The sequence below is a fragment of the Klebsiella sp. A-Nf5 genome (genome assembly GCF_002810545.1).
In the GTDB taxonomy this organism is placed as follows: domain Bacteria; phylum Pseudomonadota; class Gammaproteobacteria; order Enterobacterales; family Enterobacteriaceae; genus Klebsiella; species Klebsiella variicola.
In genome coordinates this window covers 63,472-90,164 of sequence record NZ_PIOG01000138.1, presented here as the reverse complement: position 1 = coordinate 90,164, position 26,693 = coordinate 63,472, and the positions used below count along the sequence as shown (strand labels likewise).

General features: G+C 55.4%; 30 protein-coding genes, 1 other RNA gene and 1 pseudogene. 22 read left to right on the top strand and 10 right to left on the bottom strand.

Annotated features, from left to right (window positions below):
* Positions 1-8: 8 nt before the first annotated feature.
* The 8 genes from mzrA (at position 9) to CWM53_RS14395 (ending at position 4,263) form a co-directional block, all read left to right on the top strand.
* Positions 9-386, top strand: a complete 378-nt coding sequence (mzrA, locus tag CWM53_RS14430) for an EnvZ/OmpR regulon moderator MzrA (RefSeq protein WP_162493301.1) — start codon at positions 9-11, stop codon at positions 384-386.
* Between the two features lie 149 nt (positions 387-535).
* Entirely contained in the window at positions 536-904 is a 369-nt protein-coding gene (locus tag CWM53_RS14425) for a DUF1090 domain-containing protein (RefSeq protein ID WP_008806585.1), read from the top strand.
* 45 nt (positions 905-949) lie between these two features.
* Positions 950-1,255 carry a DUF883 family protein gene (locus CWM53_RS14420; protein WP_061153229.1) on the top strand — a complete coding sequence of 102 codons (306 nt, stop codon included), beginning with the start codon at positions 950-952 and terminating at the stop codon, positions 1,253-1,255.
* 2 nt (positions 1,256-1,257) lie between these two features.
* Positions 1,258-1,656 carry a phage holin family protein gene (locus tag CWM53_RS14415; RefSeq protein ID WP_061153228.1) on the top strand — a complete coding sequence of 133 codons (399 nt, stop codon included), beginning with the start codon at positions 1,258-1,260 and terminating at the stop codon, positions 1,654-1,656.
* The gene (locus CWM53_RS14410; RefSeq protein ID WP_074387523.1) at positions 1,653-1,949 is read left to right on the top strand and encodes a YqjK-like family protein; all 297 of its coding nucleotides are present in this window, start codon (positions 1,653-1,655) and stop codon (positions 1,947-1,949) included. Before CWM53_RS14415 ends, CWM53_RS14410 begins: the two co-directional genes overlap by 4 nt.
* 360 nt (positions 1,950-2,309) lie before the next feature.
* Positions 2,310-2,702, top strand: a complete 393-nt coding sequence (locus tag CWM53_RS14405) for a DoxX family protein (protein WP_015703571.1) — start codon at positions 2,310-2,312, stop codon at positions 2,700-2,702.
* A 79-nt stretch (positions 2,703-2,781) separates the two neighbouring features.
* Positions 2,782-3,768 (top strand): glutathione S-transferase family protein, encoded by a 987-nt coding sequence (locus CWM53_RS14400; RefSeq protein ID WP_074387521.1) that lies wholly within the window; start codon positions 2,782-2,784, stop codon positions 3,766-3,768.
* 126 nt (positions 3,769-3,894) lie between these two features.
* Positions 3,895-4,263: a DUF805 domain-containing protein gene (locus tag CWM53_RS14395; protein WP_008806590.1), complete on the top strand. Its 369-nt coding sequence runs from the start codon at positions 3,895-3,897 to the stop codon at positions 4,261-4,263.
* Positions 4,264-4,304: 41 nt separating this feature from the next.
* On the opposite strand, the gene CWM53_RS14390 is transcribed toward CWM53_RS14395, so the two are convergent.
* Positions 4,305-5,201, bottom strand: a complete 897-nt coding sequence (locus CWM53_RS14390; protein WP_061153225.1) for a LysR family transcriptional regulator — start codon at positions 5,199-5,201, stop codon at positions 4,305-4,307.
* Between the two features lie 104 nt (positions 5,202-5,305).
* On the opposite strand from CWM53_RS14390, the gene CWM53_RS14385 reads away from it, so the two are divergent.
* Both CWM53_RS14385 and CWM53_RS31055 read left to right on the top strand, forming a co-directional pair.
* Positions 5,306-6,007, top strand: a complete 702-nt coding sequence (locus tag CWM53_RS14385) for a pirin family protein (RefSeq protein ID WP_100631962.1) — start codon at positions 5,306-5,308, stop codon at positions 6,005-6,007.
* 24 nt (positions 6,008-6,031) lie between these two features.
* Positions 6,032-6,199 (top strand): hypothetical protein, encoded by a 168-nt coding sequence (locus tag CWM53_RS31055; protein WP_008806592.1) that lies wholly within the window; start codon positions 6,032-6,034, stop codon positions 6,197-6,199.
* Positions 6,200-6,272: 73 nt separating this feature from the next.
* On the opposite strand, the gene CWM53_RS14380 is transcribed toward CWM53_RS31055, so the two are convergent.
* Positions 6,273-6,683 (bottom strand): Spy/CpxP family protein refolding chaperone, encoded by a 411-nt coding sequence (locus tag CWM53_RS14380; RefSeq protein ID WP_074387519.1) that lies wholly within the window; start codon positions 6,681-6,683, stop codon positions 6,273-6,275.
* 313 nt (positions 6,684-6,996) lie between these two features.
* Here CWM53_RS14380 and CWM53_RS14375 point away from each other — a divergent pair, with 313 nt between their 5' ends.
* A complete protein-coding gene (locus CWM53_RS14375; protein ID WP_074387518.1) occupies positions 6,997-7,461 on the top strand; it encodes an OB-fold putative lipoprotein in 465 nt (154 codons plus the stop codon).
* A gap of 113 nt (positions 7,462-7,574) precedes the next feature.
* Here the strand turns inward: CWM53_RS14375 and rnpB are convergent.
* From rnpB to garL, 4 genes and pseudogenes are all read right to left on the bottom strand, one after another.
* Positions 7,575-7,957: RNase P RNA component class A (gene rnpB, locus CWM53_RS14370), an RNA gene on the bottom strand.
* A gap of 32 nt (positions 7,958-7,989) precedes the next feature.
* Entirely contained in the window at positions 7,990-9,135 is a 1,146-nt protein-coding gene (garK, locus tag CWM53_RS14365; protein ID WP_074387517.1) for a glycerate 2-kinase, read from the bottom strand.
* 64 nt (positions 9,136-9,199) lie between these two features.
* Positions 9,200-10,090, bottom strand: coding sequence for a 2-hydroxy-3-oxopropionate reductase (gene garR / locus CWM53_RS14360; RefSeq protein ID WP_061153220.1), 891 nt, complete (start codon positions 10,088-10,090; stop codon positions 9,200-9,202).
* Positions 9,990-10,887: pseudogene (garL, locus tag CWM53_RS14355) on the bottom strand (2-dehydro-3-deoxyglucarate aldolase). Before garL ends, garR begins: the two are co-directional and overlap by 101 nt.
* Positions 10,888-11,409: 522 nt before the next feature.
* On the opposite strand from garL, the gene garD reads away from it, so the two are divergent.
* A complete protein-coding gene (gene garD / locus CWM53_RS14350) occupies positions 11,410-12,981 on the top strand; it encodes a galactarate dehydratase (RefSeq protein WP_074387515.1) in 1,572 nt (523 codons plus the stop codon).
* A gap of 54 nt (positions 12,982-13,035) precedes the next feature.
* On the opposite strand, the gene CWM53_RS14345 is transcribed toward garD, so the two are convergent.
* Together CWM53_RS14345 and CWM53_RS14340 are read right to left on the bottom strand one after the other, a co-directional pair.
* Positions 13,036-13,986: a sugar kinase gene (locus tag CWM53_RS14345; RefSeq protein ID WP_074387514.1), complete on the bottom strand. Its 951-nt coding sequence runs from the start codon at positions 13,984-13,986 to the stop codon at positions 13,036-13,038.
* On the bottom strand, positions 13,986-14,789 hold the full coding sequence (locus CWM53_RS14340) for a DeoR/GlpR family DNA-binding transcription regulator (protein WP_165785083.1): 804 nt from the start codon (positions 14,787-14,789) through the stop codon (positions 13,986-13,988). Before CWM53_RS14340 ends, CWM53_RS14345 begins: the two co-directional genes overlap by 1 nt.
* 350 nt (positions 14,790-15,139) lie before the next feature.
* Here CWM53_RS14340 and CWM53_RS14330 point away from each other — a divergent pair, with 350 nt between their 5' ends.
* The 10 genes from CWM53_RS14330 to CWM53_RS14285 all read left to right on the top strand — a co-directional run bounded on the left by CWM53_RS14330 (position 15,140) and on the right by CWM53_RS14285 (position 24,787).
* Positions 15,140-15,994, top strand: a complete 855-nt coding sequence (locus CWM53_RS14330) for a tagatose bisphosphate family class II aldolase (protein ID WP_100730024.1) — start codon at positions 15,140-15,142, stop codon at positions 15,992-15,994.
* 24 nt (positions 15,995-16,018) lie between these two features.
* Positions 16,019-16,933, top strand: a complete 915-nt coding sequence (gene pfkB / locus CWM53_RS14325) for a 1-phosphofructokinase (protein WP_049157120.1) — start codon at positions 16,019-16,021, stop codon at positions 16,931-16,933.
* Between the two features lie 10 nt (positions 16,934-16,943).
* On the top strand, positions 16,944-18,356 hold the full coding sequence (locus CWM53_RS14320; protein ID WP_074387510.1) for a PTS fructose transporter subunit IIC: 1,413 nt from the start codon (positions 16,944-16,946) through the stop codon (positions 18,354-18,356).
* 10 nt (positions 18,357-18,366) lie between these two features.
* Positions 18,367-19,182 (top strand): HPr family phosphocarrier protein, encoded by an 816-nt coding sequence (locus CWM53_RS14315; protein ID WP_074387509.1) that lies wholly within the window; start codon positions 18,367-18,369, stop codon positions 19,180-19,182.
* 176 nt (positions 19,183-19,358) lie between these two features.
* Positions 19,359-20,630, top strand: a complete 1,272-nt coding sequence (gatZ, locus tag CWM53_RS14310) for a tagatose-bisphosphate aldolase subunit GatZ (protein WP_100730025.1) — start codon at positions 19,359-19,361, stop codon at positions 20,628-20,630.
* Between the two features lie 14 nt (positions 20,631-20,644).
* Positions 20,645-21,112 (top strand): PTS galactitol transporter subunit IIA, encoded by a 468-nt coding sequence (gene gatA / locus CWM53_RS14305; RefSeq protein ID WP_008806608.1) that lies wholly within the window; start codon positions 20,645-20,647, stop codon positions 21,110-21,112.
* A 26-nt stretch (positions 21,113-21,138) separates the two neighbouring features.
* Positions 21,139-21,423: a PTS galactitol transporter subunit IIB gene (gene gatB / locus CWM53_RS14300; RefSeq protein WP_002918119.1), complete on the top strand. Its 285-nt coding sequence runs from the start codon at positions 21,139-21,141 to the stop codon at positions 21,421-21,423.
* Positions 21,424-21,428: 5 nt separating this feature from the next.
* Positions 21,429-22,811, top strand: coding sequence for a galactitol-specific PTS transporter subunit IIC (locus CWM53_RS14295; protein ID WP_008806609.1), 1,383 nt, complete (start codon positions 21,429-21,431; stop codon positions 22,809-22,811).
* 48 nt (positions 22,812-22,859) lie between these two features.
* The gene (gene gatD, locus CWM53_RS14290) at positions 22,860-23,903 is read left to right on the top strand and encodes a galactitol-1-phosphate 5-dehydrogenase (RefSeq protein WP_074387508.1); all 1,044 of its coding nucleotides are present in this window, start codon (positions 22,860-22,862) and stop codon (positions 23,901-23,903) included.
* A gap of 110 nt (positions 23,904-24,013) precedes the next feature.
* Positions 24,014-24,787, top strand: coding sequence for a DeoR/GlpR family DNA-binding transcription regulator (locus CWM53_RS14285; RefSeq protein WP_004206153.1), 774 nt, complete (start codon positions 24,014-24,016; stop codon positions 24,785-24,787).
* 34 nt (positions 24,788-24,821) lie between these two features.
* On the opposite strand, the gene CWM53_RS14280 is transcribed toward CWM53_RS14285, so the two are convergent.
* Positions 24,822-25,712, bottom strand: coding sequence for a Fic family protein (locus CWM53_RS14280; RefSeq protein ID WP_165784223.1), 891 nt, complete (start codon positions 25,710-25,712; stop codon positions 24,822-24,824).
* 114 nt (positions 25,713-25,826) lie between these two features.
* On the bottom strand, positions 25,827-26,690 hold the full coding sequence (gene rsmI / locus CWM53_RS14275) for a 16S rRNA (cytidine(1402)-2'-O)-methyltransferase (RefSeq protein ID WP_074387506.1): 864 nt from the start codon (positions 26,688-26,690) through the stop codon (positions 25,827-25,829).
* Between the last annotated feature and the right edge of the window lie 3 nt (positions 26,691-26,693).

Below are 26,693 nucleotides of genomic sequence, written 5' to 3'. Positions count from 1 at the left end.
AGATGGTCATAAAACGCCCCTCCCTGCGCCAGCTGAGCTGGCTGCTGGGTGGCTCTCTTGTGCTCTGCGCGCTGTTCTGGCTCTGGCTGGCGGTGCAGCAGCAGGAGGCCACACTGGCGATCCGTCCGGTTGGCCAGGGCGTCAGCATGCCGGACGGCTTCTCCGTCTGGCATCACCTCGACGCCAACGGTATCCGCTTCAAGAGCATTACGCCGCAAAAAGATGGTCTGCTGATTAAGTTCGACTCCACCGCCCAGGGTGCGGCGGCGAAAGAGGTTCTCGGTCGCGCTCTGCCACATGGTTATATTATTGCCCTGCTGGAGGACGATAACTCGGCCACCGCCTGGTTATCCCGTCTGCGCGACGCGCCTCACCGGCTCGGGTAAACTACCGCCGTACTGCGTTTTTTACGCAGTCTGGTGGTTTCCTGCATTTGTTACTATGCTTAAACCTGCGGGAATCAACACATTCCCGTTCACCATCGGGAACGGGTATATCCTCCGGGTATACCCTCAGACAATGGAAGGTACTATCCATGAAACACCGCATCGCTCTGCTTCTGGCCCTGACTTCACTTAGCGCCAGCGCCATAGCAGCCTCTCCCTGCCAGGAAAAAGAGCAGGATATTCAACGAGAGATCAGCTATGCCGAAAAGCATCATAATCAAAGTCGCATTGATGGGCTAAATACCGCGCTACGTCAGGTACGGGAGAACTGCAGCGACAGTAAACTCAAAGCCGATCATCAGCAAAAAATTGCCAAACAACGGGAAGAGATCGCCGAACGTCAGCGCGATCTGCAGGAAGCCCGGAAGAAAGGCGATGCGGACAAAATCAATAAACGCCAGCATAAACTCAATGAAGCGCAACAGGAGTTAAAAACGCTGGAGTCTCGGGACTACTAATAACAGTTAACTTTCGCAACACGGACCACGCTACAGGAGAACGACATGGCTAAAGAGAATGTGACTGAAGACCTTCGTGCAGAACTGAAAACGCTGGCGGATACCCTGGAGGAAGTTCTGAATTCCTCGGCGGACAAGTCGAAAGAAGAGATTGGTAAACTGCGTAGTAAAGCAGAGAGCGCGCTAAAAGAGAGTCGTGCCCGCCTGGGTGAAACCAGCGATGCGATTTTGCGTCAAACGCGTGAGACCGCCGCGCGGGCGGATGATTATGTTCGCGAAAACCCGTGGACAGGAGTCGGGATTGGTGCCGCCGTCGGGCTGGTACTGGGTGTCCTGCTGTCGCGTCGCTGATTATGGCGAACACTCAACACTCGCAGGGGCCGGGTCAGCGCGTGTTCTCCATTGGCCAGCGCATTGTCACGCTGCTGGTCGAAATGGTGGAAACACGGCTGCGCCTGGTCGTCGTGGAGCTGGAGGAGGAGAAAGCCAACCTCTTCCAGTTGCTGATCATGACCGGACTGACGCTGCTGTTTGCCGCGTTTGGCCTCATGAGTCTGCTGGTGCTGGTTATCTGGGCCGTTGACGCCCAGTATCGCCTGCACGTCATGATCGCCACCACCGTCGTTCTGCTCCTCGCCGCCGCGATCGTGGGTATCCTTACCCTACGTAAGGCGCGCCGCTCCACGCTGCTGCGCCTGACGCGTAAAGAGCTGGAGAACGACCGTGCCCTTCTGGAGGACGATAAACCGTGAATGGCCGACAGGAGCGTGAACGGCAAAAGGCGCTGCTACTGCGCCAGATCCAGCAGCAACGACTGGAGCTTAGTGCCTGTCGTCGCCACTGGCTGGAGGCGACAGCGCCCCTCGATCGCGGCTGGAATACGCTGCTGAGTTTACGTTCGTGGCTGATGGTTGGCAGCGGTCTGATGGCCGTCTGGTCCATACGCCACCCGCACTTTTTAATGCGCTGGACCAAACGCGGTCTCGGACTGTGGAGCACCTGGCGGATGGTCCGCGGGATCCTGCGCCAGTCGTCAATACGCTAGCAGCCCGGAGCGCGGGCGCTTATCCCGGCGCCCCGCTCTGCCATTTCCCCACCCGATACAATACGCCGTTCGCGGCAACCTGTGCCCTCGCCGCCAATCACGGTTAGCCCGCCCTCTTATCTCAGTCCATTCCGCTCACCCCACCCGATACCGGGACAGGTGGTAACCCCTCGCGGCCCGAAAAATTTCACCTCACCGCACTTATTGCTCAGAAACTTTGAAGAAGAACTACAGTTTTCCTTGCTAACAATTCTTTCTCCGCCTCGTTACTATCCTCTCCATCGACAGCAATACTGCGTAACCACGCGGGATTGCGCTAAAAAACAAAACTGCCGCCCTTTGGGTTTTCTGGAGTAAGAAATGAAAAAATTAGAAGATGTTGGTGTACTGGTAGCGCGTATTCTGATGCCGATTCTGTTTATCACTGCAGGATGGGGCAAAATCACCGGTTACGCCGGAACCCAGCAGTATATGGAAGCCATGGGCGTGCCGGGAGCACTGCTGCCGCTGACCATCCTTCTTGAGTTCGGCGGCGGTCTGGCGATTCTGTTCGGTTTCCTGACCCGTACCACCGCGCTGTTCACCGCAGGCTTTACGCTGCTGACCGCGTTCCTGTTCCACAGCAACTTTGCGGAAGGTGTGAACTCGCTGATGTTCATGAAAAACCTGACCATCGCTGGCGGTTACCTGCTGCTGGCCGTGACCGGTCCGGGCGCATTCAGCATCGACCGCGTGCTGAATAAAAAGTGGTAAGCGCACTATACTGAACTGAGTAAAAATCTAAAAAAGCGAGGGGATATCTCCTCGCTTTTGCTATCTGCAGGAGGAAGTAATGGGACAATTAGTCGACGGCGTCTGGCAAGATACCTGGTATGACACCAAATCCACCGGAGGACGATTCAAGCGTTCCGTTTCGGCCTTCCGTAACTGGCTCACGGCCGATGGCACGCCGGGACCTGCGGGTGAAGGCGGCTTTGCCGCAGAAAAAGACCGTTATCATCTGTATGTTTCTCTGGCCTGCCCGTGGGCGCACCGCACTTTGATTCTGCGCAAGCTGAAAGGACTGGAACCCTTTATATCCGTCTCCGTGGTCAATCCGCTGATGCTGGAAAACGGCTGGACCTTCGCCGATGATTTCCCTGATGCTACCGGCGACCAGCTCTATCATCATCAGTTCCTTTATCAGCTCTATCTGCAGGCTGACCCGCACTATACCGGTCGCGTCACCGTCCCGGTGCTGTGGGACAAAAAACAGCAGACCATCGTCAGCAATGAGTCGGCAGAAATCATCCGCATGTTTAATACCGCCTTCGATGGTTTGGGTGCCAGAGCCGGGGATTATTATCCGCCGGCGCTACGGGAAAAAATCGATGAGCTGAACGGCTGGATCTACGACAACGTCAACAACGGCGTGTATAAGGCCGGCTTTGCCACCAGCCAGCAGGCTTACGACGAAGCGGTCGATGCGGTCTTTACCTCACTGGAGCGGCTCGAGCAGATCCTCGGTCAGCATCGTTACCTGACGGGAAATCAGCTGACGGAAGCCGATATTCGCCTGTGGACGACGCTGGTACGGTTCGACCCGGTGTATGTAACGCATTTTAAATGCGATAAACGACGCATCAGCGATTATCTCAACCTGTACGGTTTTCTGCGCGACATCTACCAGATACCCGGCATCGCAGAGACGGTGAGTATTCCGCATATCCGCCACCACTATTATCGCAGCCATAAAACCATTAATCCAACCGGCATTATCTCCATTGGACCGCAGCAGGATCTCAACGAACCCCACGGTCGCGATCAGCGCTTCCGTTGATCTGTCGGGCGCCAGTGATGGCGCCCAATAATTCAGAAAACAGATATTTACCCACCATTCATTCACGTCTATTCTTATTACGATCGCTTAAAAAACAAGTGATTGACGGTTAATTGAGGCGTAGAAATGGACTGGTATCTCAAGGCATTAAAAAACTATATAGGATTTGGCGGCCGTGCGCGGCGCAAAGAGTACTGGATGTTTATTCTGGTCAACCTCATCCTGACCGGCGTATTGAGCATCATCGATAAAATGCTGGGCTGGCAGCGGGCGGGCGGCGAAGGCATTCTGACGACCATCTATGGCGTACTGGTCTTTTTACCGTGGTGGGCGGTGCAGTTTCGACGTCTTCACGACACCGACCGTTCAGCCTGGTGGCTGCTGCTGCTGTTGATCCCGGTCATCGGCTGGCTGGTGATCTTGATCTTTAACTGCCAACGCGGCACCGAAGGCAACAATCGCTTCGGACCCGATCCGAAACCCTTCTCCTATTAATCTTCCCGCTCCTCCCGCTAGCGGGAGGAGCGTCTTCTCGACTAGCGTCCCGCAAACAGCTTAGGGATTTCGCGCAGACACCAGGACTTCGCCTCGCCCATGCTGTCCCGTCGCCAGGCCATGATTATGTCAATTTCATTGGTGTATTCCGGGCTGACGACCCGCAGACGCCCTTCGGCAATATCTTTCTCCACCAGCGGATAGGGCATGGTTGCCACGCCTAATCCGGCCAGCAGCGCCTGACGCTTATCTTCAATGGTGCTCACCGTTAAGCGCGGCTGTTTATCCAGCAACTGAACGGTAAGGACGGGACGCTCGCGTGCGGTATCCGCTACTGCGACGCCGCGGTATTTCACGCGGGTCACTTCCGAGAGCGGTTCCGGCTCCTGGTGGATCGGGTGATCCGGCGCCGCGACGTACACGCTGAGCACCGAATAGAGTTTGCGCGAGTTTATCTCCGAGGAGGAACGAAAATGCATATCCGGCGCGACAACAATATCCGCCCGCCCCTGCTCCAGTCGCTCCCAGGCGCCGGCCAGCACTTCGGTGATAATCGACAACTGCGTGTTGGATTTGGTCGCCAGTTTTTCAATCAGCGGAAACAGATCCGCGGTCGGAACCAGCGCTTCGGTGACGATTGTCAGATGAGTTTCCCAGCCACGCGACAGCGCTTCCGCATCGGTGGTGAGTTTATCCGCCGCTTCGAGCAGCACGCGCCCACGCTCAAGCAGCATCCGTCCCACGTTGGTGAACTTCGTGCGATGACCTGAGCGGTCAAACAGCACCACGTCCAGCTCCTCTTCCAGTTTTTGCATGGTATAGCTCAGGGCGGAAGGCACGCGTCCCAGCTCATCAGCCGCGGCAGCAAAGCTCCCACGGCGGTCGATCGCATCCATCACGCGCAACGCTTCCAGCGTTAATGCTCTCTCTTTGGCCATCGCTTTCTCATTCAGGAAATTTGAACATACCGGGCAGAATATCTGGCTAACAATACAGCGTCCATACCTTTACCATTGATTTAGTGTAAAGAGAGGTCAAGAACATGATTACTACCCGAACAGCCAAACAATGCGGACAAGCAGACTTCGGCTGGCTGCAGGCCCGCTACACCTTCTCCTTTGGCCACTACTTCGACCCGAAATTACTGGGCTTCGCGTCCTTACGCGTGCTCAATCAGGAAGTGCTGGCACCCGGCGCCTCGTTCCAGGCCAGGACGTACCCAAAAGTCGATATCCTGAACCTGATTCTGGAAGGCGAAGCAGAGTATCGCGACAGCGACGGCAACCATATGCAGGCCAAAGCCGGTGAAGCGCTGCTTATCGCCACCCAGCCTGGCGTGAGCTATAGCGAGCATAATCTGAGCAAAGAGCAGTCGTTAACGCGGATGCAACTGTGGCTCGACGCTTGCCCGCAGCGGGAAAACCCGCTGCAGCAGAAAATAGAAGTGGCGAGCGCACCGCTGCAGCTGCTGGCCTCGCCGGAGGGAGGGAATGGCAGTCTCCAGCTTCGCCAGCAGGCCTGGGTCTACCATATCGCACTGGAGGAAGGGGAGCAGATTAGCGTGCAGCTCCATGGCCCACGCGCTTACCTGCAGTCGATCCACGGCACCGTTCATGCCGTTGCGCAGGAGCAACAAAAACAGGCTCTCACCTGTGGTGATGGGGCATTTATTCGTGACGAAGCTAACATTACCCTCGTCGCCGATACGCCGCTGCGCGCTTTGCTGATAGATTTACCGGTGTAACAACGGAAGTGATGGAGTCTGTCAGTGAGTAAAAAGAAAAACAGAAAAAAGGCGTCCCCGACGCCATCAGCCCCGACGCAGCCGGAAACCGCTGGGGTCGTCAGCTTTGGTTATGATGAGATGCTGAGCGAACTGGAAGCCATTGTTGTCGAAGCGGAAATTCGTCTGCGGGATGAAGAAAGTCTCGCCTGAAAAGGCAACATCAATGATTCGATTTTCGTTTATGGCCTGAAGATAATATCGGCCCCGAAAGGGGCCGATGGCATTATTCACTCAGCGCGTCGGCAAGATCTTTTTTCACCTGGGTACGCTGCTCTGGCGTCAGCACCTGATTCACATCGAAATAGTACTTCACGCGGTAATAACGCACCTGCTGATCGATCTTACTGAAGGCTGCCAGCTGATCCTTGACCGCTTTCTCATCCCATTTTCCGGAATCAATCACGTTAATCAATGCGCCATCTTTAATATCTTGCTGTGAAATCTGCTGAACATTATTTTCCAGTTGCTGATGCAGGCTTTTAATTTTCGCGACCTGATCGCTGGAGAGTTTTAAGTGCTGGACAATGGGATCCTGCGCTGGCGCCGGCGCCGCCTTAACGTCCGCGGCCTGTGCCGTCAGAGAGAAACCGGTAGTCAGAAGGGCTGCAAACGCAATACGGGTCATTAATTTCATTGTTTTATCCTGAAGTGAAAGTGCCTGAAATAGCGGTTTATTATTTTACAGTTGGTAGTGAATAAATGTAAAAAATAATACCTAAAGATTATTCATAGCGTGCAACTGATCACAAACCGCTCAATACATAAGAAATCAAAATATTTTCCTTCAATAAATTCACACGAAGAATACATGTTTATATAAAATAACTTTAACGCTCATGAAGGGAAATTGATTGACAGAAGTGACGGTTACTTCATTTAATTAGTGAGAAAGATGCCATACATAAAAAGCAGGGATATCATGTTTTAAAATATATAAGGAGATAGTTATGTTATTACGCACTCACGTATTACCGCTGGTTTTTGTCGTCTCGCTGTTAAGCGGCTGTGGCCTGGCCTCGAAAGCCTTTTATTCCGCAGGCGATAAATTATTTCAACCGGGAGATGACGCCGTCGCGTCGATGCAGACGTATTCAGTTGCGCAGTTCCTGCAACCGTTTACCCTCAACCCGGCAAAAGCCAGCAGCGATTATCTAGGCAAATGGGTCAAGGTGCGCGGCGTGATTGTCGACATTCGTCGGATGAGCGGTATCGCCGGCAGCTACTATTTTACCGTGACCATGAGAGACGAGCAGAATAAAACGGATAAACGTCTGACCTTTAATTTTGGCTCACATAACAGCGCAGATGTTGAGGCCTTAAGCAATGGCAGCGTCGCCACAATCATCGGCCAGGTTCATCAGGTGCAAGATTCCACGATCCCGACGCTACAGAATCCTAAGGTGGTTAAATAACGGTAACTGACCGATAAGCCGCGTTCTTTTGGTATAGCATCGGGGACAGTCATTCATCCGCTTCACGGATTCAGATAGCAAAAACCCCGCCGGAGCGGGGTTTTTGCATAAAGAGGTGAAACTGACCGATAAGCCGGGTTCTGTCGTGGACAGTCATTCATCTAGGCCAGCAATCGCTCACTGGCTCAAGCAGCCTACCCGGGTTCAGTACGGGCCGTACCTTATGAACCCCTATTTGGCCTTGCTCCGGGTGGAGTTTACCGTGCCGCGGACTGTTACCAGCCGCGCGGTGCGCTCTTACCGCACCCTTTCACCCTTACCTGATCCCGCTTGCGCGGGCCATCGGCGGTTTGCTCTCTGTTGCACTGGTCGTGGGCTGTGACACCCCCCAGGCGTTACCTGGCACCTTGCCCTATGGAGCCCGGACTTTCCTCCCCTCCGCCCGTCTCCCCCCGAAGGAGGACGACGACGAAGCGGCGACTGTCTGGTCAGCTTCGGCGCGAAGTATAGAGGGTTTACCGCCCGTTGTCATCCCTCTGTCGTCATCCCAACCTGCAGGGTGGCGGCGATATTGCGCGACGCGCGGTAAATGTTATCAAACGCCCCGCGAAATGCCTCTTCCAGCGTCGAAACTGTGGTTAACACGCTGAAAACAGCATCGATGCCGTGATGGTGAACCACGCCGACGTCGTGGGTCAGGCTGCCGGCTATACCGATCACCGGCTTGCGATATTTTTTCGCCACCCGGGCTACCCCCACCGGCACCTTACCGTGAATGGACTGGCTATCGATCCGCCCTTCTCCGGTGACCACCAATGAGCAGTCGAGGATTTGCTCCTCCAGATTCAACGCCTCGGTGACGATATCAATGCCGCTACGCAATTCCGCATTAAGCAAGGCCATCAGCGCGGCACCCATGCCGCCTGCCGCCCCCGCGCCGGGGATCGCCTTAACGTCCACTTGCAGCAAGGCCTTAATGACATCGGCGTAATGCCCCAGATTACGATCCAGCTCAACGATCATCGTCTCGGTCGCCCCTTTCTGCGGGCCAAAGATCCGCGACGCGCCGCGCTCGCCCACCAGCGGGTTAGTGACGTCGCAGGCCACGCGGATCATCCCGTCGCGTAAGCGTGGATCGATGGCGGAAAGATCGATCCGGCTCAGACGGCTCAAACTGCCGCCGCCATGGCCGATCTCCTGCCCCTCGGCGTCGCAAAGGCGGGCGCCTAACGCCTGCATCATGCCCGCCCCACCGTCGTTGGTCGCGCTGCCGCCGATGCCGATAATGATCCGCTTCGCGCCATGCGCCAGCGCCTGTAATATCAGCTCACCGGTACCGCGTGAAGTGGTGATGAGAGGGTTGCGTTTTTCGGGCGGAACGAGTCCCAGACCGCTGGCTGCCGCCATCTCAATAAACGCGGTGACGCCATCGCCGGACATGCCCCAGCAGGCCTCTACTTTCTCGCCCAGCGGGCCCGTCACCCATGCGGAATGTTCCGTTCCCTGCGTCGCGGCAATCATCGCCTCCACCGTTCCCTCGCCGCCGTCGGCGACGGGCATGGAAACATACTGCGCGTCGGGGAAAATTTCACGGAATCCTTTTTCTATCGCCTGCGCTACCTCGGCGGCAGACAGGCTTTCTTTATAAGAGTCTGGGGCAATGACGATTTTCATAAGTTTGTAGCCTGACAGTGCCGCGCAAGGCAAGAATAACAGGGCGCGTTGGGCGCCCTTCTTGTTAGCGAGTGACTTCCACTTTCGCCAGTTTTTCGTAATAGCACGCCAGCGCGCTATGGTCCGCGGTGCCCAGTCCGTCCGCACGCAGCGCCTGCATCATCTCCATTACCGCCGCCGTCAGCGGCAGCTGGGCGCCCACGCCGTGTGAGGTATCCAACGCATTGGCCAGATCTTTAATATGCAGGTCGATACGGAAGCCCGGCTTGAAGTTACGATCCATCACCATCGGCGCTTTGGCATCCAGCACGGTACTGCCCGCCAGGCCGCCACGGATCGCCTGATATACCAGATCCGGATTGACGCCAGCTTTGGTCGCGAGAGTCAGCGCTTCAGACATCGCTGCGATGTTCAGGGCGACAATCACCTGGTTTGCCAGTTTAGTGACGTTGCCCGCGCCGATGTCGCCGGTATGCACCACGGAGCCCGCCATCGCTTTCATCAGATCGTAGTATTTATCAAAGATCGCCTTATCGCCGCCGACCATCACCGACAGGGTGCCGTCGATGGCTTTCGGTTCGCCACCGCTCACCGGCGCATCCAGCATATCAATACCTTTGGCCTTCAGCGCTTCGCTGATTTCCCGGCTCGCCAGCGGCGCGATAGAGCTCATATCAATCACCACAGTGCCCGGCTTTGCGCCTTCGATAATGCCGTTTTCACCCAGTGCCACCTCTTTAACATGCGGAGAGTTTGGCAGCATGGTAATGATCACGTCACATTGCTCGGCAATCGCCTTCGCCGTCGTCGCGGTCTCAGCACCCGCGGCAATCACATCGGCAATCGCTTCCGGGTTACGGTCCGACACCACCAGCGAATAACCGGCTTTCAGCAAATTTTTGCTCATCGGTTTGCCCATAATGCCAAGACCGATAAAACCCACTTTGATTGTCATAATGTTCTCTCTCTTCATCCTGGTGATTATTTTTTAAACGCATCAGCAAGTTTCTGGGTTGCTGAGCGGAAGACGCCCAGATCGCTGCCGACGGCGACGAAAGTCGCGCCCCATTCCAGATAGCGGCGCGCATCGGCTTCCACTGGCGCCAGAATACCGCTTGGCTTACCGTGCTTCTTCGCGCTGGCGAAGATATGCTGAATGGCGCGCTGTACCTCAGGATGGGCGGCATTGCCCAGATGACCTAAGGCCGCGGCCAGGTCGCTCGGGCCGACGAACAGGCCGTCGACGCCGTCGGTCGCGGCAATCGCCTCGACGTTGTCCACCCCGGTCTGACTCTCAATCTGCACCAGAATGGAAATGTTCTTATTGGACTGGGCGAAGTAGTCCGCCACGGTACCGAACATATTGCCGCGATGGGAAACGGAAACCCCGCGGATCCCTTCCGGCGGATAGCGGGTCGACGCCACCGCCTGTGCCGCCTGCTCAGCTGTCTCGACGAACGGCACCAGGAAGTTGTAGAAGCCGATGTCCAGCATGCGCTTGATAATGATCGGCTCATTGGTCGGCACGCGTACCACCTGGGCGCTGGGGCTGCCCTTCAGCGCCATCAGCTGTGGGATAAGCGTGGTCACGTCGTTCGGCGCGTGTTCCGCGTCCAGCACCAACCAGTCGAAACCGGCCAGACCCAGCACCTCGGTACTGATCGGGTTAGCCAGCGCGCACCAGCAGCCAATCTGCACCTGATGAGCCGCCAGCGCGGCCTTAAATTTGTTCGGGAAAATTGCGTTATCCATGATGTTTACCTTGCGTTAATCGTTGCTTACTTCTGCAATTCCAGGCGTTTAATCTCGCGAACCATAAATATAATCAGCAGAATAAAATAGCGAGTTGGTATTCCTTGTTTCTCATCCCATCCAGGATCATGAAGATATTCATCAAACACAGAACACCTTTTATTATTTTTTAATCGGGTTCTTTATTTGTTAAATAGACGATATCAACGCTCTCTTATTGCCTATCGGCTACCTCAAAAACATGACACAGTATAATCAGCCTGCCATCGCCAGACACCATGCATAATCACAATATAAACATCTTATCTGACGCTTTAGTTAGGCAAATGCCACAAGTCATGGGCGCTAATCCACAGTTCTCATGATTGCCTGTCAGTGCGTGAGCGTCGTCGCAGAGAGGGGTGACACAGATCACATTTTAAAGCCATTACTCCTGACATTCTTTATTTCATTATTCTTTTCTACAGCACCAGAATGACCATTTCATTCTTTTTTTAGCACCTGTTTGGAGATGACTGGACAATGGCTGACATTGCAATTCGACAACAATCGCCAACCGCGTTTTATATTAAAGTTGACCCGACAGATAACGTGGCGATTATTGTTAACGATCGGGGATTGACCGCCGGAACACGTTTCCCGGACGGCCTGACGCTCGTCGAACACATCCCACAGGGTCATAAAGTAGCCCTGGTGGATATCCCTGCCCGCGGTGAAATCATCCGCTACGGGGAAGTGATTGGCTTCGCCGTGCGCGACATCCCACAGGGAAGCTGGATTGACGAATCGCTGGTGGAACTGCCTACCGCCCCGCCGTTGAACACCCTGCCGCTGGCGACCAAAGTGCCTGAACCGCTACCGCCGCTGGAAGGCTATACCTTTGAAGGCTACCGCAATGCCGATGGCAGCGTGGGCACCAAGAACCTGCTGGGCATCACTACCAGCGTGCACTGTGTCGCCGGCGTGGTCGATTATGTGGTGAAAATCATTGAGCGCGACCTGCTGCCGAACTATCCCAACGTCGATGGCGTGGTGGGCCTGAATCATCTCTACGGCTGCGGCGTGGCGATCAACGCCCCAGCGGCGGTAGTGCCGATTCGCACCATCCACAATATCGCTCTCAACCCGAACTTCGGCGGCGAGGTGATGGTTATTGGCCTCGGCTGTGAAAAGCTGCAACCGGAACGCCTGCTGCAGGGCACGGAAGACGTCCAAAGTATCCCGGTGGACAGCGCCAGCATCGTCAGCCTGCAGGATGAAAAGCATGTTGGTTTTAAATCGATGGTCGATGATATTCTGCAGATCGCCGAGCGCCACCTGGCGAAACTGAACCAGCGCCAGCGGGAAACCTGCCCGGCCTCTGAGCTGGTGGTCGGGATGCAGTGCGGCGGCAGCGACGCCTTCTCCGGCGTGACCGCCAACCCGGCGGTGGGTTATGCATCCGACCTGCTGGTGCGCTGCGGTGCGACGGTGATGTTCTCGGAAGTAACCGAAGTCCGCGACGCCATCCATCTGTTAACCCCGCGGGCGATTAACGAAGAGGTCGGCAAACGCCTGCTGGAAGAGATGGCCTGGTACGATAACTATCTCGACATGGGCAAAACCGACCGCAGCGCCAACCCCTCCCCCGGCAACAAAAAAGGCGGCCTGGCCAACGTGGTGGAAAAAGCGCTGGGTTCTATTGCTAAATCAGGTAAAAGCGCCATCGTCGAGGTGCTCTCTCCAGGCCAGCGCCCGACCAAACGCGGCCTGATTTATGCCGCTACCCCCGCCAGCGATTTTGTCTGCGGCACCCAGCAGGTCGCCTCTGGCATCACCGTGCAGGTGTTCACCACCGGCCGCGGCACGCCGTATGGCCTGATGGCGGTACCCGTAATAAAAATGGCGACCCGGACCGAGCTGGCCAACCGCTGGTATGACTTAATGGATATTAACGCCGGGACCATCGCCACTGGCGAAGAGACGATTGAGGATGTCGGGCGGAAGCTGTTCGAATTTATTCTCGATGTCGCCAGCGGACGCAAGAAAACCTTCTCCGATCAATGGGGCTTGCACAACCAGCTGGCGGTGTTTAACCCGGCGCCGGTGACCTGATCGAGAGCGTAAGAATTTAACCACTTTTAGCCCGGATTTATCCGGGCTTGTTGGTTAGGGATGCTGTGCGGCAAGAAAAGCGCTGATCTGCGCCTGCGTCGAGGTGCCTTCCATCGGTCCACGCTGGCTAATCGCCAGCGAGCCGCTGGCATTTGCCCATCTCAGCGCCTCCTGTGGCGTAGCGCCATTGAGGAACAGGCTGACAAAGGTGGCGCCAAAGCAGTCCCCGGCGCCTGTCGGATCCACCACTGGCACGTTGAAGCCGGCGACATGGTGTGTCTCGTTGGCGCTAAAATAGCTGGCGCCACGCGGCCCGCGTTTAATCACCACATGCTTCACGCCGCGTTTCAGTAGCTTATCAACCAGGACCTGCTCATTGCGCTCCGGATTGAGGCCAAAGTAATCCAGCTCGCCGTCGCTCGGCAGGAAGATATCGGTGTAGTCGAGGATATATTCAAACGCCTGCGACATCTCCGGGATGTTAAGCATCTCTTTGCGAATATTGGGGTCGAACGACACCGTCCCGTTGCGGCCTTTTATATTTTCAATCGCTTTACGCATCGCATCGATAATACGGAACGAGAACAACGACGATCCCATAATGTGAAAATGCTGACACCGGTTGAGCAGCGCCTCATCAATGTGGTCGGCGGTCAGTAAACCGCAGGCGCTATTGGGCATGTTAAAAATAAAATCGCGCTGCGCCTGACTACGATAGCTGACGAAGGCGCTACCGGTGGTCGCTTTCTGCAGCATGGCGATACCGTTGACGTTAACGCCATCTTTCTCCAGACGCGCAATATTCATCTCGCCAAATGCGTCGTTGCCCACGCAGCTAAACAACACGGAGCCAAAACCCAGCTTTGCCACCTGATCGGCAAAGATTGCCGGCGCCCCGCTGGGATAGGGCCCCCAAAATTCACCGGGGCGGGAAAAACCCTGATTCTCTTCCTTGGCGAGAAACTCCACCAACAGTTCGCCGATGGTGCAAATGGTTACGTTCATCACCGCTCCTGGTTTGTCTTATGCAAAGCCGTGTTGAGCCATGTCAGGCATTCATTGTTGGTATAGCTGTTGGTCAAACCCGCAGCGAGGAAGCAGGCATGGTACTCTGCCGCGACGACCTGCGGGGTCACCACGCTGCTGATCTGTTGCAATTCACCGACAGCATAACGTTTCTCACCGTAGACCGGTCTGGACGCAACAATCGCGATAACTCTTTCGCTCTGCGCCACAGCCTCATTCAGTAGATGTGCTGTGGCCTCGTTACGCACGCTCAGCGTACCGTCTTCGGCAATATGATCCACCGCAATCAGCGCATGTGATGGCCGGTAATGACCTAACGCTTTCAGCGCCAGATCGCCCTCCACAATCCGCCCCTGCCCGGACAGCACCCCACCAAGCAGAACGGTTTCCCCATTTAAAAACTCCTGCGCCAGCGCGACATGGCCCAGATCGTTTAACAGCAGGCAAAGGTCTTCTCTGTTGGCCAGAAAGGGGATCACTTTACGCAAAATGGAACCTTGGCCTAAAAACAGCGTTTCGCCATCTTCTATCTGCGCCGCCACCTGGCGAGCCATTTCCGTCTCCAGCGCTTTATCCCTGACGGCTGGCGCTTCCCGGGTCACCGCAACCGGCGCGCCAGCCTGGGCGGTATAAATCGCCCCGCCGAAGGAGCGTTTCAAGTAGCCTTGCTGCTCGAGGTAGTTGAGATCGTTACGGATTGTCACTCCGGAAACAGCCAGCATTTCGGCCAGATCGTCGACTTTGATCTCGCCGTTCTTACGAACGATCTCTGCGATGTCCAAGCGCCTTTTCAGCAGGCTGGTTGACGGTTTTGCCACGGTTTATGCCTTATTATTTTCTCCTGGAATAACTTTCATTTTTAAATTTCCCTGTTGCAATGTCAAACCGAGGCTGTATACCCACTCCACCATAAATAAAATAATCAATAATAATCATATAGTTACAAAAACACACCTCCCCGACGAAAACTTTAAAAAAGAAACATTAAAAATATTATTAACTTTCATTTTAAAAATCAATTCATCATTGTGTGCGGTGGATCACACCTAAAAGTCGAGACGATCGTTACATTACTTTCAAATTGAAGGTTATTTCATACCAATAACTTACAACTTGAAAATAGAGGGCTAAAATGTACATCATTTCCAGTAAAAACATGCTGTTAAAAGCTCAACGACAAGGTTATGCCGTGCCGGCTTTCAATATCCATAACCTCGAAACCATGCAGGTCGTCGTTGAAACGGCGGCTGAGCTAAGCTCCCCCCTGATCCTTGCCGGCACGCCCGGTACCTACAGCTATGCCGGCACCGGCAACGTGGTGGCGATCGCCCGCGATCTGGCGAAAAAGTGGGATCTCCCGCTCGCCCTGCACCTCGATCATCACGAGGATCTGGCTGATATCACGCGCAAAGTCCAGGCAGGGATCCGCTCGGTCATGATCGATGGCTCTCACTCACCGTTCGAGGAAAATGTGGCACTGGTAAAAAGCGTGGTGGAGTTGAGCCACCGCTATGATGCCAGCGTAGAAGCCGAGCTGGGCCGTCTGGGCGGAGTCGAAGACGATCTGGTGGTCGATGCTAAAGATGCGCTCTATACCAACCCCGAACAGGCCCGTGAATTTGTCGCTCGTACCGGTATTGATTCGCTGGCCGTCGCCATCGGTACCGCTCACGGTCTTTACACCGCCGAACCGAAGCTTGATTTTGAGCGCCTGGCGGCTATTCGCGACTGCGTTGATGTTCCACTGGTTCTGCACGGCGCTTCCGGCCTGCCGGATAGTGATATTCGCCACGCCATTTCTCTGGGCGTATGCAAAGTCAACGTCGCCACCGAACTTAAAATCGCCTTCTCGGATGCACTGAAAGCCTACTTCCTGGAAAATCCGGGCGCCAACGATCCTCGTCACTATATGAAACCGGCGAAAGCGGCAATGAAAGAGGTCGTTCGCAAAGTCATTCACGTCTGTGGCTGCGAAGGACAACTGTAATCAGCGGATCGAAGGAGCCTTGTCGTGATCCACACCCTGACACTGAACACCGCGATTGATATGAATATCTTTTGCGATCCGCTCCAGCCGGCGGCAGTCAACCGCACCCGGCAGACGGAATATTGCCCGAATGGTAAAGGGGTTAACGTCTCGCTGGTATTACATCATTACCAGCAGCCAACCCATGTTATGGGCATATTCGGCGGTTTTACCGGCCGCTATATCGTTGAGGAACTACGCAAACAACATATTAACGTCACGCCGGCATGGGTCGCTGAACCCACCCGTATTAATATCTTTATTAACGACGGCAGAGATGAATATAAACTGGTAAATCCCGGCGCGCGGATTAACGATGAAGGGAAAGAACAAATTCTTCATCATTTACAGTGCGTCACGCCTGGTGATTATTTAGTTATCAGCGGCAGTCTGCCACCGGGAATAGAGAGCCGGTTCTATAGCGAGATTCTGGTGCTGTGTCAGCAAAAAGGGTGTGAAGTCATCTTAGATATCAGCCACCCGGTGCTGCGCCAGCTGTTGGAGTGGCATCCGCTATTGATTAAACCCAATGACGACGAGCTGAAAGAGATCTTTGGTCTGGATGTCAGCAGCCCCCAGCGGGTACGCGAAGCAATGCAAACGCTCCACCAGCTTGGGGCTCGCAATGTTCTGCTGACCCTTGGCGCACAAGGGCTCTATTTTTCGAACGGCGAGCAACTGTGGTTCTGCTCGGCACCGAAAATCGAACTGGTCAGCTCGGCCTGCGCCGGCGATGCCGCGCTGGGCGCGTTCCTCAGCCGATGGCTTAACGCAGGCGATATTCCTCAGGCGCTGGCGCTGGCCAGCGCCACCGGCGCCGATGTTGCCGCCTCCGCCGGGCTTGGCAAATTAAACCGTACGCAAGAATTATTACAACAACTTCAGATCGTCCAATTATAAAGGTCCGATTATGAAAAAAATTATTGCCGTTACCGGCTGCCCTACAGGTATTGCTCATACATTTATGGCTGAAGAGGCCTTAAAAACCGCAGCGAGAAAATTAAACGTTGAAATAAAAGTCGAAACCAATGGCGCTTCCGGCGTAGAAAATGCCATTACGCCGGAAGACCTGACGGATATTTATGGCGTGATTATCGCTGCCGATAAAGATGTTAATGCCGAACGTTTTAATGGATTACCGGTTATTGAGGTGCCGGTTAAAGAAGCCATTCACCATCCGGCGGAATTAATTAATAAAGTTGTTAACGGTCAGGCGCAGCGTCGCCAGGGACTCTCCGCGACGACGGATCCCGCTGAGAAATATGAGCGAGAATCGTTCGGCCGACAGATTTACAAACATCTGATGAGCGGCGTTTCCAACATGCTGCCGTTCGTTGTCGCCGGCGGGATCTTAATCGCCGTTTCTTTCCTGTGGGGCATCTACTCCGCCGATCCGAATTCACCGCAGTATAACGTGATTGCCGCCACCCTGATGAAAGTCGGTCAGCAGGCGTTCTCGATCATGGTACCGGTGTTTACCGCCTACATTGCCTGGTCGATATCTGGCCGCCCGGGTATGGTTGCCGGTTTTGTCGGCGGCCTGCTGGCGAACGCCACCGGCGCCGGGTTCCTCGGTGGGATCATCGCCGGTTTTGCCGCCGGGTATTTTATGCTGCTGATCCGTCATCTGCTGGACGGTCTGCCGCGCCAGTACGAAGGGCTGAAGTCGATCTTCATTATGCCGCTGATCGGCGTCCTGGTGATTGGCGTGATGATGGTCCTGCTCGGCCAGCCAGTGGCAGCGATCAACAATGGCATGATGAACTGGCTCAGCTCTCTGCAGGAAGCCAACCCCATCCTGCTGGGGATCGTGGTCGGCGCAATGTGTTCCTTCGACTTCGGCGGGCCAGTCAACAAAGCGGCCTATGTCACCGGTACGCTGCTGCTGGGGCAAGGTAACTATTTCTTTATGGCCGGTGTGTCTGCCGCCTGCATCACGCCGCCGCTGGTCATCGCCCTGGCGACCACGTTCTTTCCGAAAGGCTTTAGCGATGAAGAGCGCGCCGCCGGGATGGTCAACTATATCCTCGGCTGCACGCACATTACCGAAGGTGCAATTCCCTTCGCCGCCAAGGATCCACTGCGGGTGATCCCGATGATGATGATCGCCTCCTCAATTTCTGCGGTACTCAGCTACAGCCTGCATATTCAGGTTCCGGCACCGCACGGCGGCTTCTTAATTCTGCCGCTGGTCAGCAAACCGTTGATGTGGGTGCTGTGCATTCTCGCCGGTTCCGCCTGCGGCGCACTTATGCTGGGATGCTGGCGGCTGTGGCAAAAACGCACTGACAAAGCGACAGCTCTTGCTGGCGCCATGAAATAAGGAGCACGCTATGCAACTGACTTCTGCCGATATTTGTTTCGATCGTCAGGTCAAAACGAAGGACGAGGCGCTACAGCGTGTCGTTGCAGCCCTGACTCAGGCCGGACATACGCAAGCAGCCTATCTGCAAGGCATGCGCGAGCGCGAGGAGCAAATCAGCACCTATCTGGGCAACGGCATCGCCATTCCCCACGGCACGCCGCACAGTCGCGACGCAGTGCTCAAAACGGGCGTTAAGGTGCTGGCTTGTCCGCAGGGGATTGACTGGGGTGAGGAGCAAACCGCCTATCTGATTGTCGGTATTGCGGCTCAGGACAACGAGCATCTCGATATTTTGCGCCAACTCACCCATGCTCTGGGCGACGATCGGGTGCCTGAGGCGCTGACGCGCGCCGATAACCCTCTGGCGGTGCTGGAAATTCTCGCTGGCGATATCCCTATGCTGGCAGGCGAAGAACCACAACCCGCGCCGCATTTTGACGAAGAGGCCACCTTTACCCTGCGCAATCCGCACGGTCTTCATGCCCGCCCCAGCGCGGTGCTGGTGAAAGCCGTCAAGCAGTGGCGATCGCAAATCCAGGTCGAAAACCTGGATACGCGGTCCGCGATTGTTGATGCCAAAAATCTGATGCGCGTCGTATCGCTGGGTGCCAAACAGGGTCATCGTCTGCACTTTATGGCCAGCGGCAACGATGCGCAGCAGGCGTTAAAAGCCATTGGCGACGCTTTTAACGCCGGTCTCGGCGAAATTGCCGCCCAGCCGCAGCAGGTCTCTCAGGAAGCCGTCAAAACGAAACGCAGCTGGCTCTCCCGACTATTTAGTTAATTTTCAATCAATTAAAAACGCCCTGCCTTCCTGGTCAGGGCGTTTTTGTCTCGAAAGACGACACCTTTCACTGCGTTACATCACTATTTATCGATACAGATCACAATTCAAAACAAAGCCATTTGCGACCAAAACAAAACATAACGAATATATTCGAAAGAAAACGGAGGTTGTAAATGAAAGACATTATCTCTCGCCACAAGTCCGGCGAACATATCGGCATCTGTTCAGTGTGTTCAGCGCATCCGCTGGTTATCGAAGCGGCGTTACGTTTCGATCTACCAACCAACAATAAAGTGCTGATCGAAGCGACATCCAACCAGGTGAATCAGTTTGGCGGCTACACCGGCATGCAGCCGGCCGATTTCCGCGACTTCGTCTACAACATAGCCCGTACCGTCGGTTTCCCGGCTGAACGTATTATTCTTGGCGGCGATCATCTGGGCCCGAACTGTTGGCAAGACGAACCGGCCGCCGTGGCGATGGAAAAATCTGTCGACCTCATCAAGGCCTACGTCGCGGCCGGCTTTAGCAAAATCCATCTCGATGCGTCAATGTCCTGTGCTGACGATCCGGTGCCGTTGGATCCTGGTGTGGTTGCTGAGCGCGCCGCGCGCCTGTGTCAGGCTGCTGAAGAGACTGCCAGCGCTGAGCAAAAGCGCCACCTGACCTACGTCATCGGGACCGAAGTCCCGGTGCCCGGCGGCGAGGCCTGCACCATCGGCAGCGTACATGTCACCCGAGCGCAGGATGCCGCGGCGACACTCGAAACCCATGAGGCTGCTTTCCGTAAGCTGGGACTCGACGCTGCGCTGGAGCGAGTTATCGCTATCGTCGTGCAGCCTGGGGTGGAGTTCGACCATACGCAAATCATTCATTACCAGCCGCAGGAAGCGAAAGCGCTTTCCGCCTGGATCGAAAGCACCCCGATGGTCTACGAAGCGCACTCCACCGACTACCAAACCCGCCAGGCTTATCGTGCGCTGGTCCGCGACCACTTCGCCATTCTGAAAGTTGGCCCGGCGCTCACCTTTGCCCTGCGTGAAGCCATCTTTGCCCTCGCCCAAATGGAAAATGAGCTGATCGCCCCGGAGTCTCGCAGTCGCGTGATGGAGGTGATCGACGAAGTGATGCTTAACGAACCCGGCTACTGGAAAAAATACTATCGCCCCACCTGGAGCCAGGCGATGGTCGATATCCACTTCAGCCTTTCCGACCGTATCCGTTATTACTGGCCGCATCCGCGTATTCGCCAGAGCGTTGAGAAACTTATCGCTAATCTGACCGACGCTAAGCTGCCGCTGGGGCTTATCAGCCAGTATATGCCGGTGCAGTTTGAACGACTGTCGCTGAATGCACTGAACGCCGAGCCGCACGCGCTGATCCTCGACAAAATCCAGGATGTTCTGCGTGCCTACCGCTACGGCTGTTCTTCTGAAATCGCCTGAAGTTAAGAGGATATATGAGTCAACTGTTTGTTCGTACCGGCATTCATTTCAGTTCCAGCCAGCAGGCGCTGGAACACATTGGCGCAGAGATGCTGGCGCGAGGCGTCGTACACGACAGCTATCCCGCCGCCCTGCTCGAACGCGAAGCGACTTTTCCCACCGGCATCGCCCTGGAGCAGCATGCTGTCGCTATCCCGCACTGTGAAGCCGTCCACGCCAAATCGCCGGCCATTTACCTGATTCGTCCGGATGCGCCGGTTCCTTTTCAGCGCGCTGATGACGACGGCGAAATCGACGTTTCGCTCATCATCGCGCTGATTGTTGAAAACCCGGCGGCACAGCTGAAGCTACTGCGCCGGTTATTTAGTGAGCTACAAAATCCGCACACGCTGGAGGCACTGCTCGCCGCTTCCGACGATCAGCTGCCGGTGCGGTTCCAGCAATTTATCCTTGAGCCTGAGCTTAACGCCGTGGCTTCATAAGATACTGATAATAAAAGGGGTACCCTATGAAACGTAAAGTTATCGTCGCCTGCGGCGGTGCCGTCGCCACCTCCACGATGGCGGCTGAAGAGATTAAAGAGCTGTGTGCAGACCACAATATTGAACTGGATTTGGTGCAGTGCCGGGTCAATGAAATCGAAACCTACATGGACGGGGCGGACCTGATCTGCACCACCGCGCGCGTGGAGCGGACCTTTGGCGACATTCCGGTGGTGCACGGCATGCCATTCGTTTCGGGCGTCGGCATTGAAGCCTTACAACAGAAAATCCTCGGCATCCTCGCGGAGTAAACGCCATGTTTAGCGAAATCATGCGTTATATCCTCGATCTCGGTCCGACGGTGATGCTGCCGATCGTGATCATTATTTTCTCCAAGTTACTGGGGATGAAGCTCGGGGATTGTTTCAAATCTGGTCTGCATATCGGGATCGGTTTCGTCGGTATCGGGCTGGTCATTGGCCTGATGCTCGACTCCATCGGCCCGGCGGCAAAGGCGATGGCGGAGCATTTCCAGATTAATCTTCACGTGATCGATATCGGTTGGCCGGGTTCATCACCGATGACCTGGGCGTCGCAAATCGCCCTGGTGGCGATCCCGGTGGCCATCGTGGTTAATATCGTGATGCTGGTTACCCGTATGACCCGCGTAGTGAATGTCGATATCTGGAACATCTGGCATATGACCTTTACCGGCGCGATGCTGCATATCGCTACCGGATCGTACTGGATAGGTATTCTCGGCGTGGTAGTGCATGCCGCCTTTGTGTATAAGCTGGGCGACTGGTTTGCCAAAGATACCCGCGATTTCTTTGGCCTCGAGGGTATTGCGATCCCGCACGGCAGTTCGGCGTATTTAGGGCCGGTTGCCGTGCTTGTCGATACCATCATCGACAAGATCCCCGGTCTTAACCGTATTCACTTTAGCGCCGATGATATCCAGAAACGCTTCGGTCCCTTCGGTGAACCGGTTACCGTTGGCTTCGTCATGGGCCTTGTGATTGGCGCGCTGGCGGGTTACGACCTGAAGAGCATTCTCCAGCTGGCGGTGAAAACCGCAGCGGTGATGCTGCTGATGCCACGGGTGATCAAACCGATTATGGATGGCCTCACGCCGATAGCCAAACAGGCGCGTAAACGTCTGCAGGCCAAATTCGGCGGCCAGGAGTTCCTGATTGGTCTCGACCCGGCGCTGCTACTCGGTCATACCTCGGTGGTCTCCGCCAGCCTGATCTTCATCCCGCTGACCATTCTTATCGCCGTCGTGGTTCCTGGCAACCAGGTCCTGCCATTTGGCGACCTGGCCACCATCGGCTTCTTCGTGGCGATGGCAGTCGCGGTACATCAAGGGAACCTATTCCGCACGTTGATTTCCGGGGTCATCATTATGGGTATCACCCTATGGATCGCCACCCAGACCATAGGCCTGCACACCCAGCTGGCGGCAAACGCCGGGGCCCTGAAAGCCGGCGGTATGGTGGCCTCAATGGACCAGGGCGGTTCACCGATTACCTGGCTGCTGATCCAGCTTTTTACCTGGCAGAATGTGGTGGGCTTCGCGGTCATCGGCATTATCTATCTGACTGGCGTTCTGCTGACCTGGCGTCGTGCCCGTCGCTTCATCGCGGTGGAAAAAGCAGAAAAAAGCGCTGCCCCACAACAAAGTACAGGCATGTCTTGATCTAAAGGGGAGCGGTCGCTCCCCTCAATCTTATAGCTGGAGAATGTTATGAAATCAGTGGTAATCCATGCTGAGGGGAACGTCTGCGTTGAAGAACGCCCTATCCCTACGCTGCAAACGGAAAACGATGTCCTGGTCAAAGTGGTCAGTTCCGGATTATGCGGCTCCGACATCCCGCGCATTTTCGCCAAAGGCGCGCATTACTACCCTATTACGCTGGGGCACGAATTCAGCGGCTATGTGGAATCCTACGGCGCGGCGGTAACCGATCTGCAGCCCGGCGATGCCGTCGCCTGCGTGCCACTGCTGCCCTGCTTTCAGTGCCCACAGTGCCAGCGCGAGTATTTCTCTTTATGTAAACAGTATCAGTTTGTCGGCTCACGCAGCGAAGGCGGCAACGCCGAATATGTGGTGGTGAAGCGCGCCAATCTGTTCCGCCTGCCGGATCAGATGCCGATTGATGACGGCGCGTTTATCGAGCCGATAACCGTTGGCCTCCACGCCTTCCACCTGGCGCAGGGTTGCGAAGGTAAAAACGTGATTATTATCGGTGCGGGCACCATTGGCCTGCTGGCATTACAGTGCGCCCGCGAACTGGGCGCCAACAGCGTCACGGCGATCGATATCAATCCGCAGAAACTGGAACTGGCCAAAACCCTTGGCGCAACCCGTGTGTTCAACAGCCGCGAGATGAGCGGCCAGGCGATTCAGCAGGCGCTGGAAGCCATTCAGTTCGACCAGTTAGTCCTCGAGACCGCCGGTACGCCGCAGACCGTCGCATTAGCGATTGAAGCCGCCGGGCCGCGGGCGCAGCTGGCGCTGGTCGGCACGCTCCATCACGATTTAACCCTCCCGGCCGCCACCTTCGGGCAGATCCTGCGTAAAGAGTTGAATATTGTCGGTAGCTGGATGAATTACTCTGGTCCATGGCCGGGAGAAGAGTGGCAAACGGCCACCCGCCTGCTGACAGAAAAACGCCTGCAGCTGGCACCGCTAATAGCCCACCGCGGTGACGTGGAGAGCTTTGCGCGTGAAGTCCAGGCGCTAAACGGCGCACCGATGCAGGGTAAAATCCTGCTCAAACTCTCCTGACTGCATGAGCCAGCCCTGAGGGCTGGCTCATGCAACCTTTCGAAAATTATCGTTCAACTTTCGTTACCCTTCGATTACACTGAGATGAGTTAATTATCAGGCAAATCAAGATGAACTCATTTGAACGAAGGAACAAAATCGTCGATATGGTGAATACGCAGGGCAGCGTATTGGTTCTAGACCTTTCGAATCTCTTTGGCATCTCTGAGGTAACGATTCGCGCCGATCTCCGCTTACTGGAAGAGAAAGGGCTGTTAACCCGTTTTCACGGCGGCGCCGCCCGTGCGGGCAGCGACCTGACCGACGCCGAAAATCAGGAAGTGGTACTGGAAGATCGTTATCAGCTTGCCAGCGATCCCAAAAAGCGCATCGCCCAGGCCGCCGCGGCAATGATCCGTGAAGGTATGACGGTGATCCTCGATAGCGGCAGCACAACCCTGCTGATTGCCGAGGCGCTGGTGCGGATGACCAATATCACCGTCATCACCAACAGCCTGCCCGCCGCGTTTACCCTGGCGGAAAATAAAGACATCACCCTGGTGGTATGCGGCGGGACCGTGCGGCACAAAACGCATTCGATGCACGGCACAATTGCCGAACGTTCGCTGCAGGGAATTTGCGCCGATTTGATGTTTGTCGGCGCCGACGGTATCGACGCCACCAACGGCATCACCACCTTTAATGAAGGCTACTCCATCAGCAGCGTGATGGCCGCCGCCGCACATCAGGTTATCGCCGTGCTCGACGCCAGTAAATTTAATCGCCGGGGCTTTAACCAGGTACTGCCGATGGAAAAGATAGACTGCGTAATCACCGATGACGGCATTAGCGAAAATGACCGTGCAGCGTTAAGCAGCAAAAAGGTGGAACTGAAGATAGTGTGATTGCACGCTGAGTGGAACATCATGGCGGCTGGTTCTACTTAACCAGCCAGCTTCCACCTTTTTTAGCGCCTATGCGAATCAATCTCCCTTTCGCCTGTAGCCCTTGCAGATGGCGCTCAACCGTACGTGCTGATATCCCCAAGATCTCCGCCAGCGCTCTCGCTGTCAATTCCGGGTTTCCGGTTAGCAAACGCAAAATTGCGTTTTCCGGTGGGGCTACTTTAACGTCGATTTCTTCCGACATTTCTTCCGACATTTCTTCCGACACGACGCATGAAGTCTCCAGACCTTCTTTCAGCGTCGCCAGGATATTTTGCAACATCCAGGTCACGAATAGCGTGCAATCACTGGTTTTGTCACAAACACCTAAAATGTCGTAATAGCGTTCTTGCTGATGGTGGATCAGCGTTTCAACGGGCAGCCAGGCCAATTCCTGACGCCACTGGCTTAGAATCAACGTCTGCCACAAACGCCCCATCCGACCATTGCCATCAGCGAAAGGGTGAATGAACTCAAACTCATAGTGGAAAACTGAACTGGCAATCAAAGGATGAAGCTCGGTGTGTTCCAGCCAGCTGAGTAAATCAGCGATCAATCTTGGGACCTGGGCAGCAGGCGGAGCCATGTGTACCACCTGCGTACCGCGATAAATGCCGACGTTTCCGCCACGTAAAGCGCCGGGACGATCAACCAGCCCTGTCATCAGCGTTTTATGCGCCGTCAGAAGATCGCTAATATTTGCCGCATGCCATCCGGGCATTAATTCATAAGCACGAATGGCATTTCTCACTTCCTGAATATCCTTAGCCGGCGCGAGAACCCGTTTGCCTTCCAGCAGCGCCGTTACCTGTTCCATGCTCAGGCTATTATGTTCAATCGCGAGTGACGCCTGAATAGTACGAATGCGGTTTTCTTTACGCAGCAACGGCGATGTTTGTCCACGTTTCGCCGACCAATGCCCAAGCAATTCCCCAATCTCAACGACAAGGTTGAGAACCGTGGGTGTGATGCTAAACGGCGGTTGGTAACGGCTCATCGCTTACTCCCCCTGCTGCTCCAGGGCGTACTTATACAACGCATTTTTCTTCACGCCGTGGATCTCCGCGGCCAGCGCAGCGGCTTTCTTCAGCGGCAGCTCTGCTTGCAGCAGCGCCAGGGTACGCAGCGCGGCCGCCGGCAGCGCCTCTTCCTGGGCCTTGAAGCCTTCGACGATCAGTACCATCTCGCCTTTACGACGGTTTTCGTCTTCCTTCACCCAGGCCACCAGCTCGCCGATCGGCGCGCCGTGGATCGATTCCCAGGTTTTGGTCAGCTCGCGGGCCAGCACCACGTAGCGGGATTCCCCCAGTACTGCGCAGATATCTTCCAGACTCTCCACCAGGCGGTGCGTCGACTCATAGAAGATAATAGTGCGCGGCTCTTCTTCCAGCGCCTTCAGGGTATCGCGGCGGCCTTTCGATTTCGCCGGCAGGAAGCCTTCATAGCAGAAACGGTCGGAAGGCAGACCGGCGGCGCTCAGGGCGGCGATGGCCGCGCAGGGGCCCGGCAGCGGTACGACGCGAATATTCGCTTCGCGGCAGGTGCGCACCAGATGGTAGCCAGGGTCATTAATCAGCGGCGTGCCGGCATCGGAGACCAGCGCAATGTTTTGGCCTGCCTTCAGTTTAGCAAGAAGGGTTTCCGCCTTTTGCTGCTCGTTATGGTCATGAAGCGCAAATAAGCGGGCGTTAATCGCAAAATGTTGCAGCAGCAAACCGGTGTGGCGGGTATCTTCCGCAGCAATTAAATCAACAGCTTGCAACACTTCCAGTGCGCGCTGCGTGATATCAGACAGATTCCCTATCGGAGTGGGCACAATATAGAGCTGCCCCTGAGAATTATCCGCTGATTCGTGTTGTTTCATTGT

Coding starts and splice junctions, on each gene's coding strand:
- gatA (WP_008806608.1), top strand. CDS start 20,645: ATGAGTCAACTGTTTGTTCGTACCGGCATTCATTTCAGTTCCAGCCAG.
- rsmI (WP_074387506.1), bottom strand. CDS start 26,690: ATGAAACAACACGAATCAGCGGATAATTCTCAGGGGCAGCTCTATATT.
- garR (WP_061153220.1), bottom strand. CDS start 10,090: ATGACAATCAAAGTGGGTTTTATCGGTCTTGGCATTATGGGCAAACCG.
- CWM53_RS14420 (WP_061153229.1), top strand. CDS start 950: ATGGCTAAAGAGAATGTGACTGAAGACCTTCGTGCAGAACTGAAAACG.
- CWM53_RS14395 (WP_008806590.1), top strand. CDS start 3,895: ATGGACTGGTATCTCAAGGCATTAAAAAACTATATAGGATTTGGCGGC.
- CWM53_RS14400 (WP_074387521.1), top strand. CDS start 2,782: ATGGGACAATTAGTCGACGGCGTCTGGCAAGATACCTGGTATGACACC.
- CWM53_RS14415 (WP_061153228.1), top strand. CDS start 1,258: ATGGCGAACACTCAACACTCGCAGGGGCCGGGTCAGCGCGTGTTCTCC.
- gatD (WP_074387508.1), top strand. CDS start 22,860: ATGAAATCAGTGGTAATCCATGCTGAGGGGAACGTCTGCGTTGAAGAA.
- CWM53_RS14405 (WP_015703571.1), top strand. CDS start 2,310: ATGAAAAAATTAGAAGATGTTGGTGTACTGGTAGCGCGTATTCTGATG.
- CWM53_RS14330 (WP_100730024.1), top strand. CDS start 15,140: ATGTACATCATTTCCAGTAAAAACATGCTGTTAAAAGCTCAACGACAA.
- gatZ (WP_100730025.1), top strand. CDS start 19,359: ATGAAAGACATTATCTCTCGCCACAAGTCCGGCGAACATATCGGCATC.
- CWM53_RS14375 (WP_074387518.1), top strand. CDS start 6,997: ATGTTATTACGCACTCACGTATTACCGCTGGTTTTTGTCGTCTCGCTG.
- CWM53_RS14380 (WP_074387519.1), bottom strand. CDS start 6,683: ATGAAATTAATGACCCGTATTGCGTTTGCAGCCCTTCTGACTACCGGT.
- CWM53_RS14345 (WP_074387514.1), bottom strand. CDS start 13,986: ATGAACGTAACCATTTGCACCATCGGCGAACTGTTGGTGGAGTTTCTC.
- garK (WP_074387517.1), bottom strand. CDS start 9,135: ATGAAAATCGTCATTGCCCCAGACTCTTATAAAGAAAGCCTGTCTGCC.
- CWM53_RS14320 (WP_074387510.1), top strand. CDS start 16,944: ATGAAAAAAATTATTGCCGTTACCGGCTGCCCTACAGGTATTGCTCAT.
- CWM53_RS14285 (WP_004206153.1), top strand. CDS start 24,014: ATGAACTCATTTGAACGAAGGAACAAAATCGTCGATATGGTGAATACG.
- CWM53_RS14425 (WP_008806585.1), top strand. CDS start 536: ATGAAACACCGCATCGCTCTGCTTCTGGCCCTGACTTCACTTAGCGCC.
- garD (WP_074387515.1), top strand. CDS start 11,410: ATGGCTGACATTGCAATTCGACAACAATCGCCAACCGCGTTTTATATT.
- CWM53_RS14315 (WP_074387509.1), top strand. CDS start 18,367: ATGCAACTGACTTCTGCCGATATTTGTTTCGATCGTCAGGTCAAAACG.
- CWM53_RS14295 (WP_008806609.1), top strand. CDS start 21,429: ATGTTTAGCGAAATCATGCGTTATATCCTCGATCTCGGTCCGACGGTG.
- CWM53_RS14390 (WP_061153225.1), bottom strand. CDS start 5,201: ATGGCCAAAGAGAGAGCATTAACGCTGGAAGCGTTGCGCGTGATGGAT.
- CWM53_RS14385 (WP_100631962.1), top strand. CDS start 5,306: ATGATTACTACCCGAACAGCCAAACAATGCGGACAAGCAGACTTCGGC.
- gatB (WP_002918119.1), top strand. CDS start 21,139: ATGAAACGTAAAGTTATCGTCGCCTGCGGCGGTGCCGTCGCCACCTCC.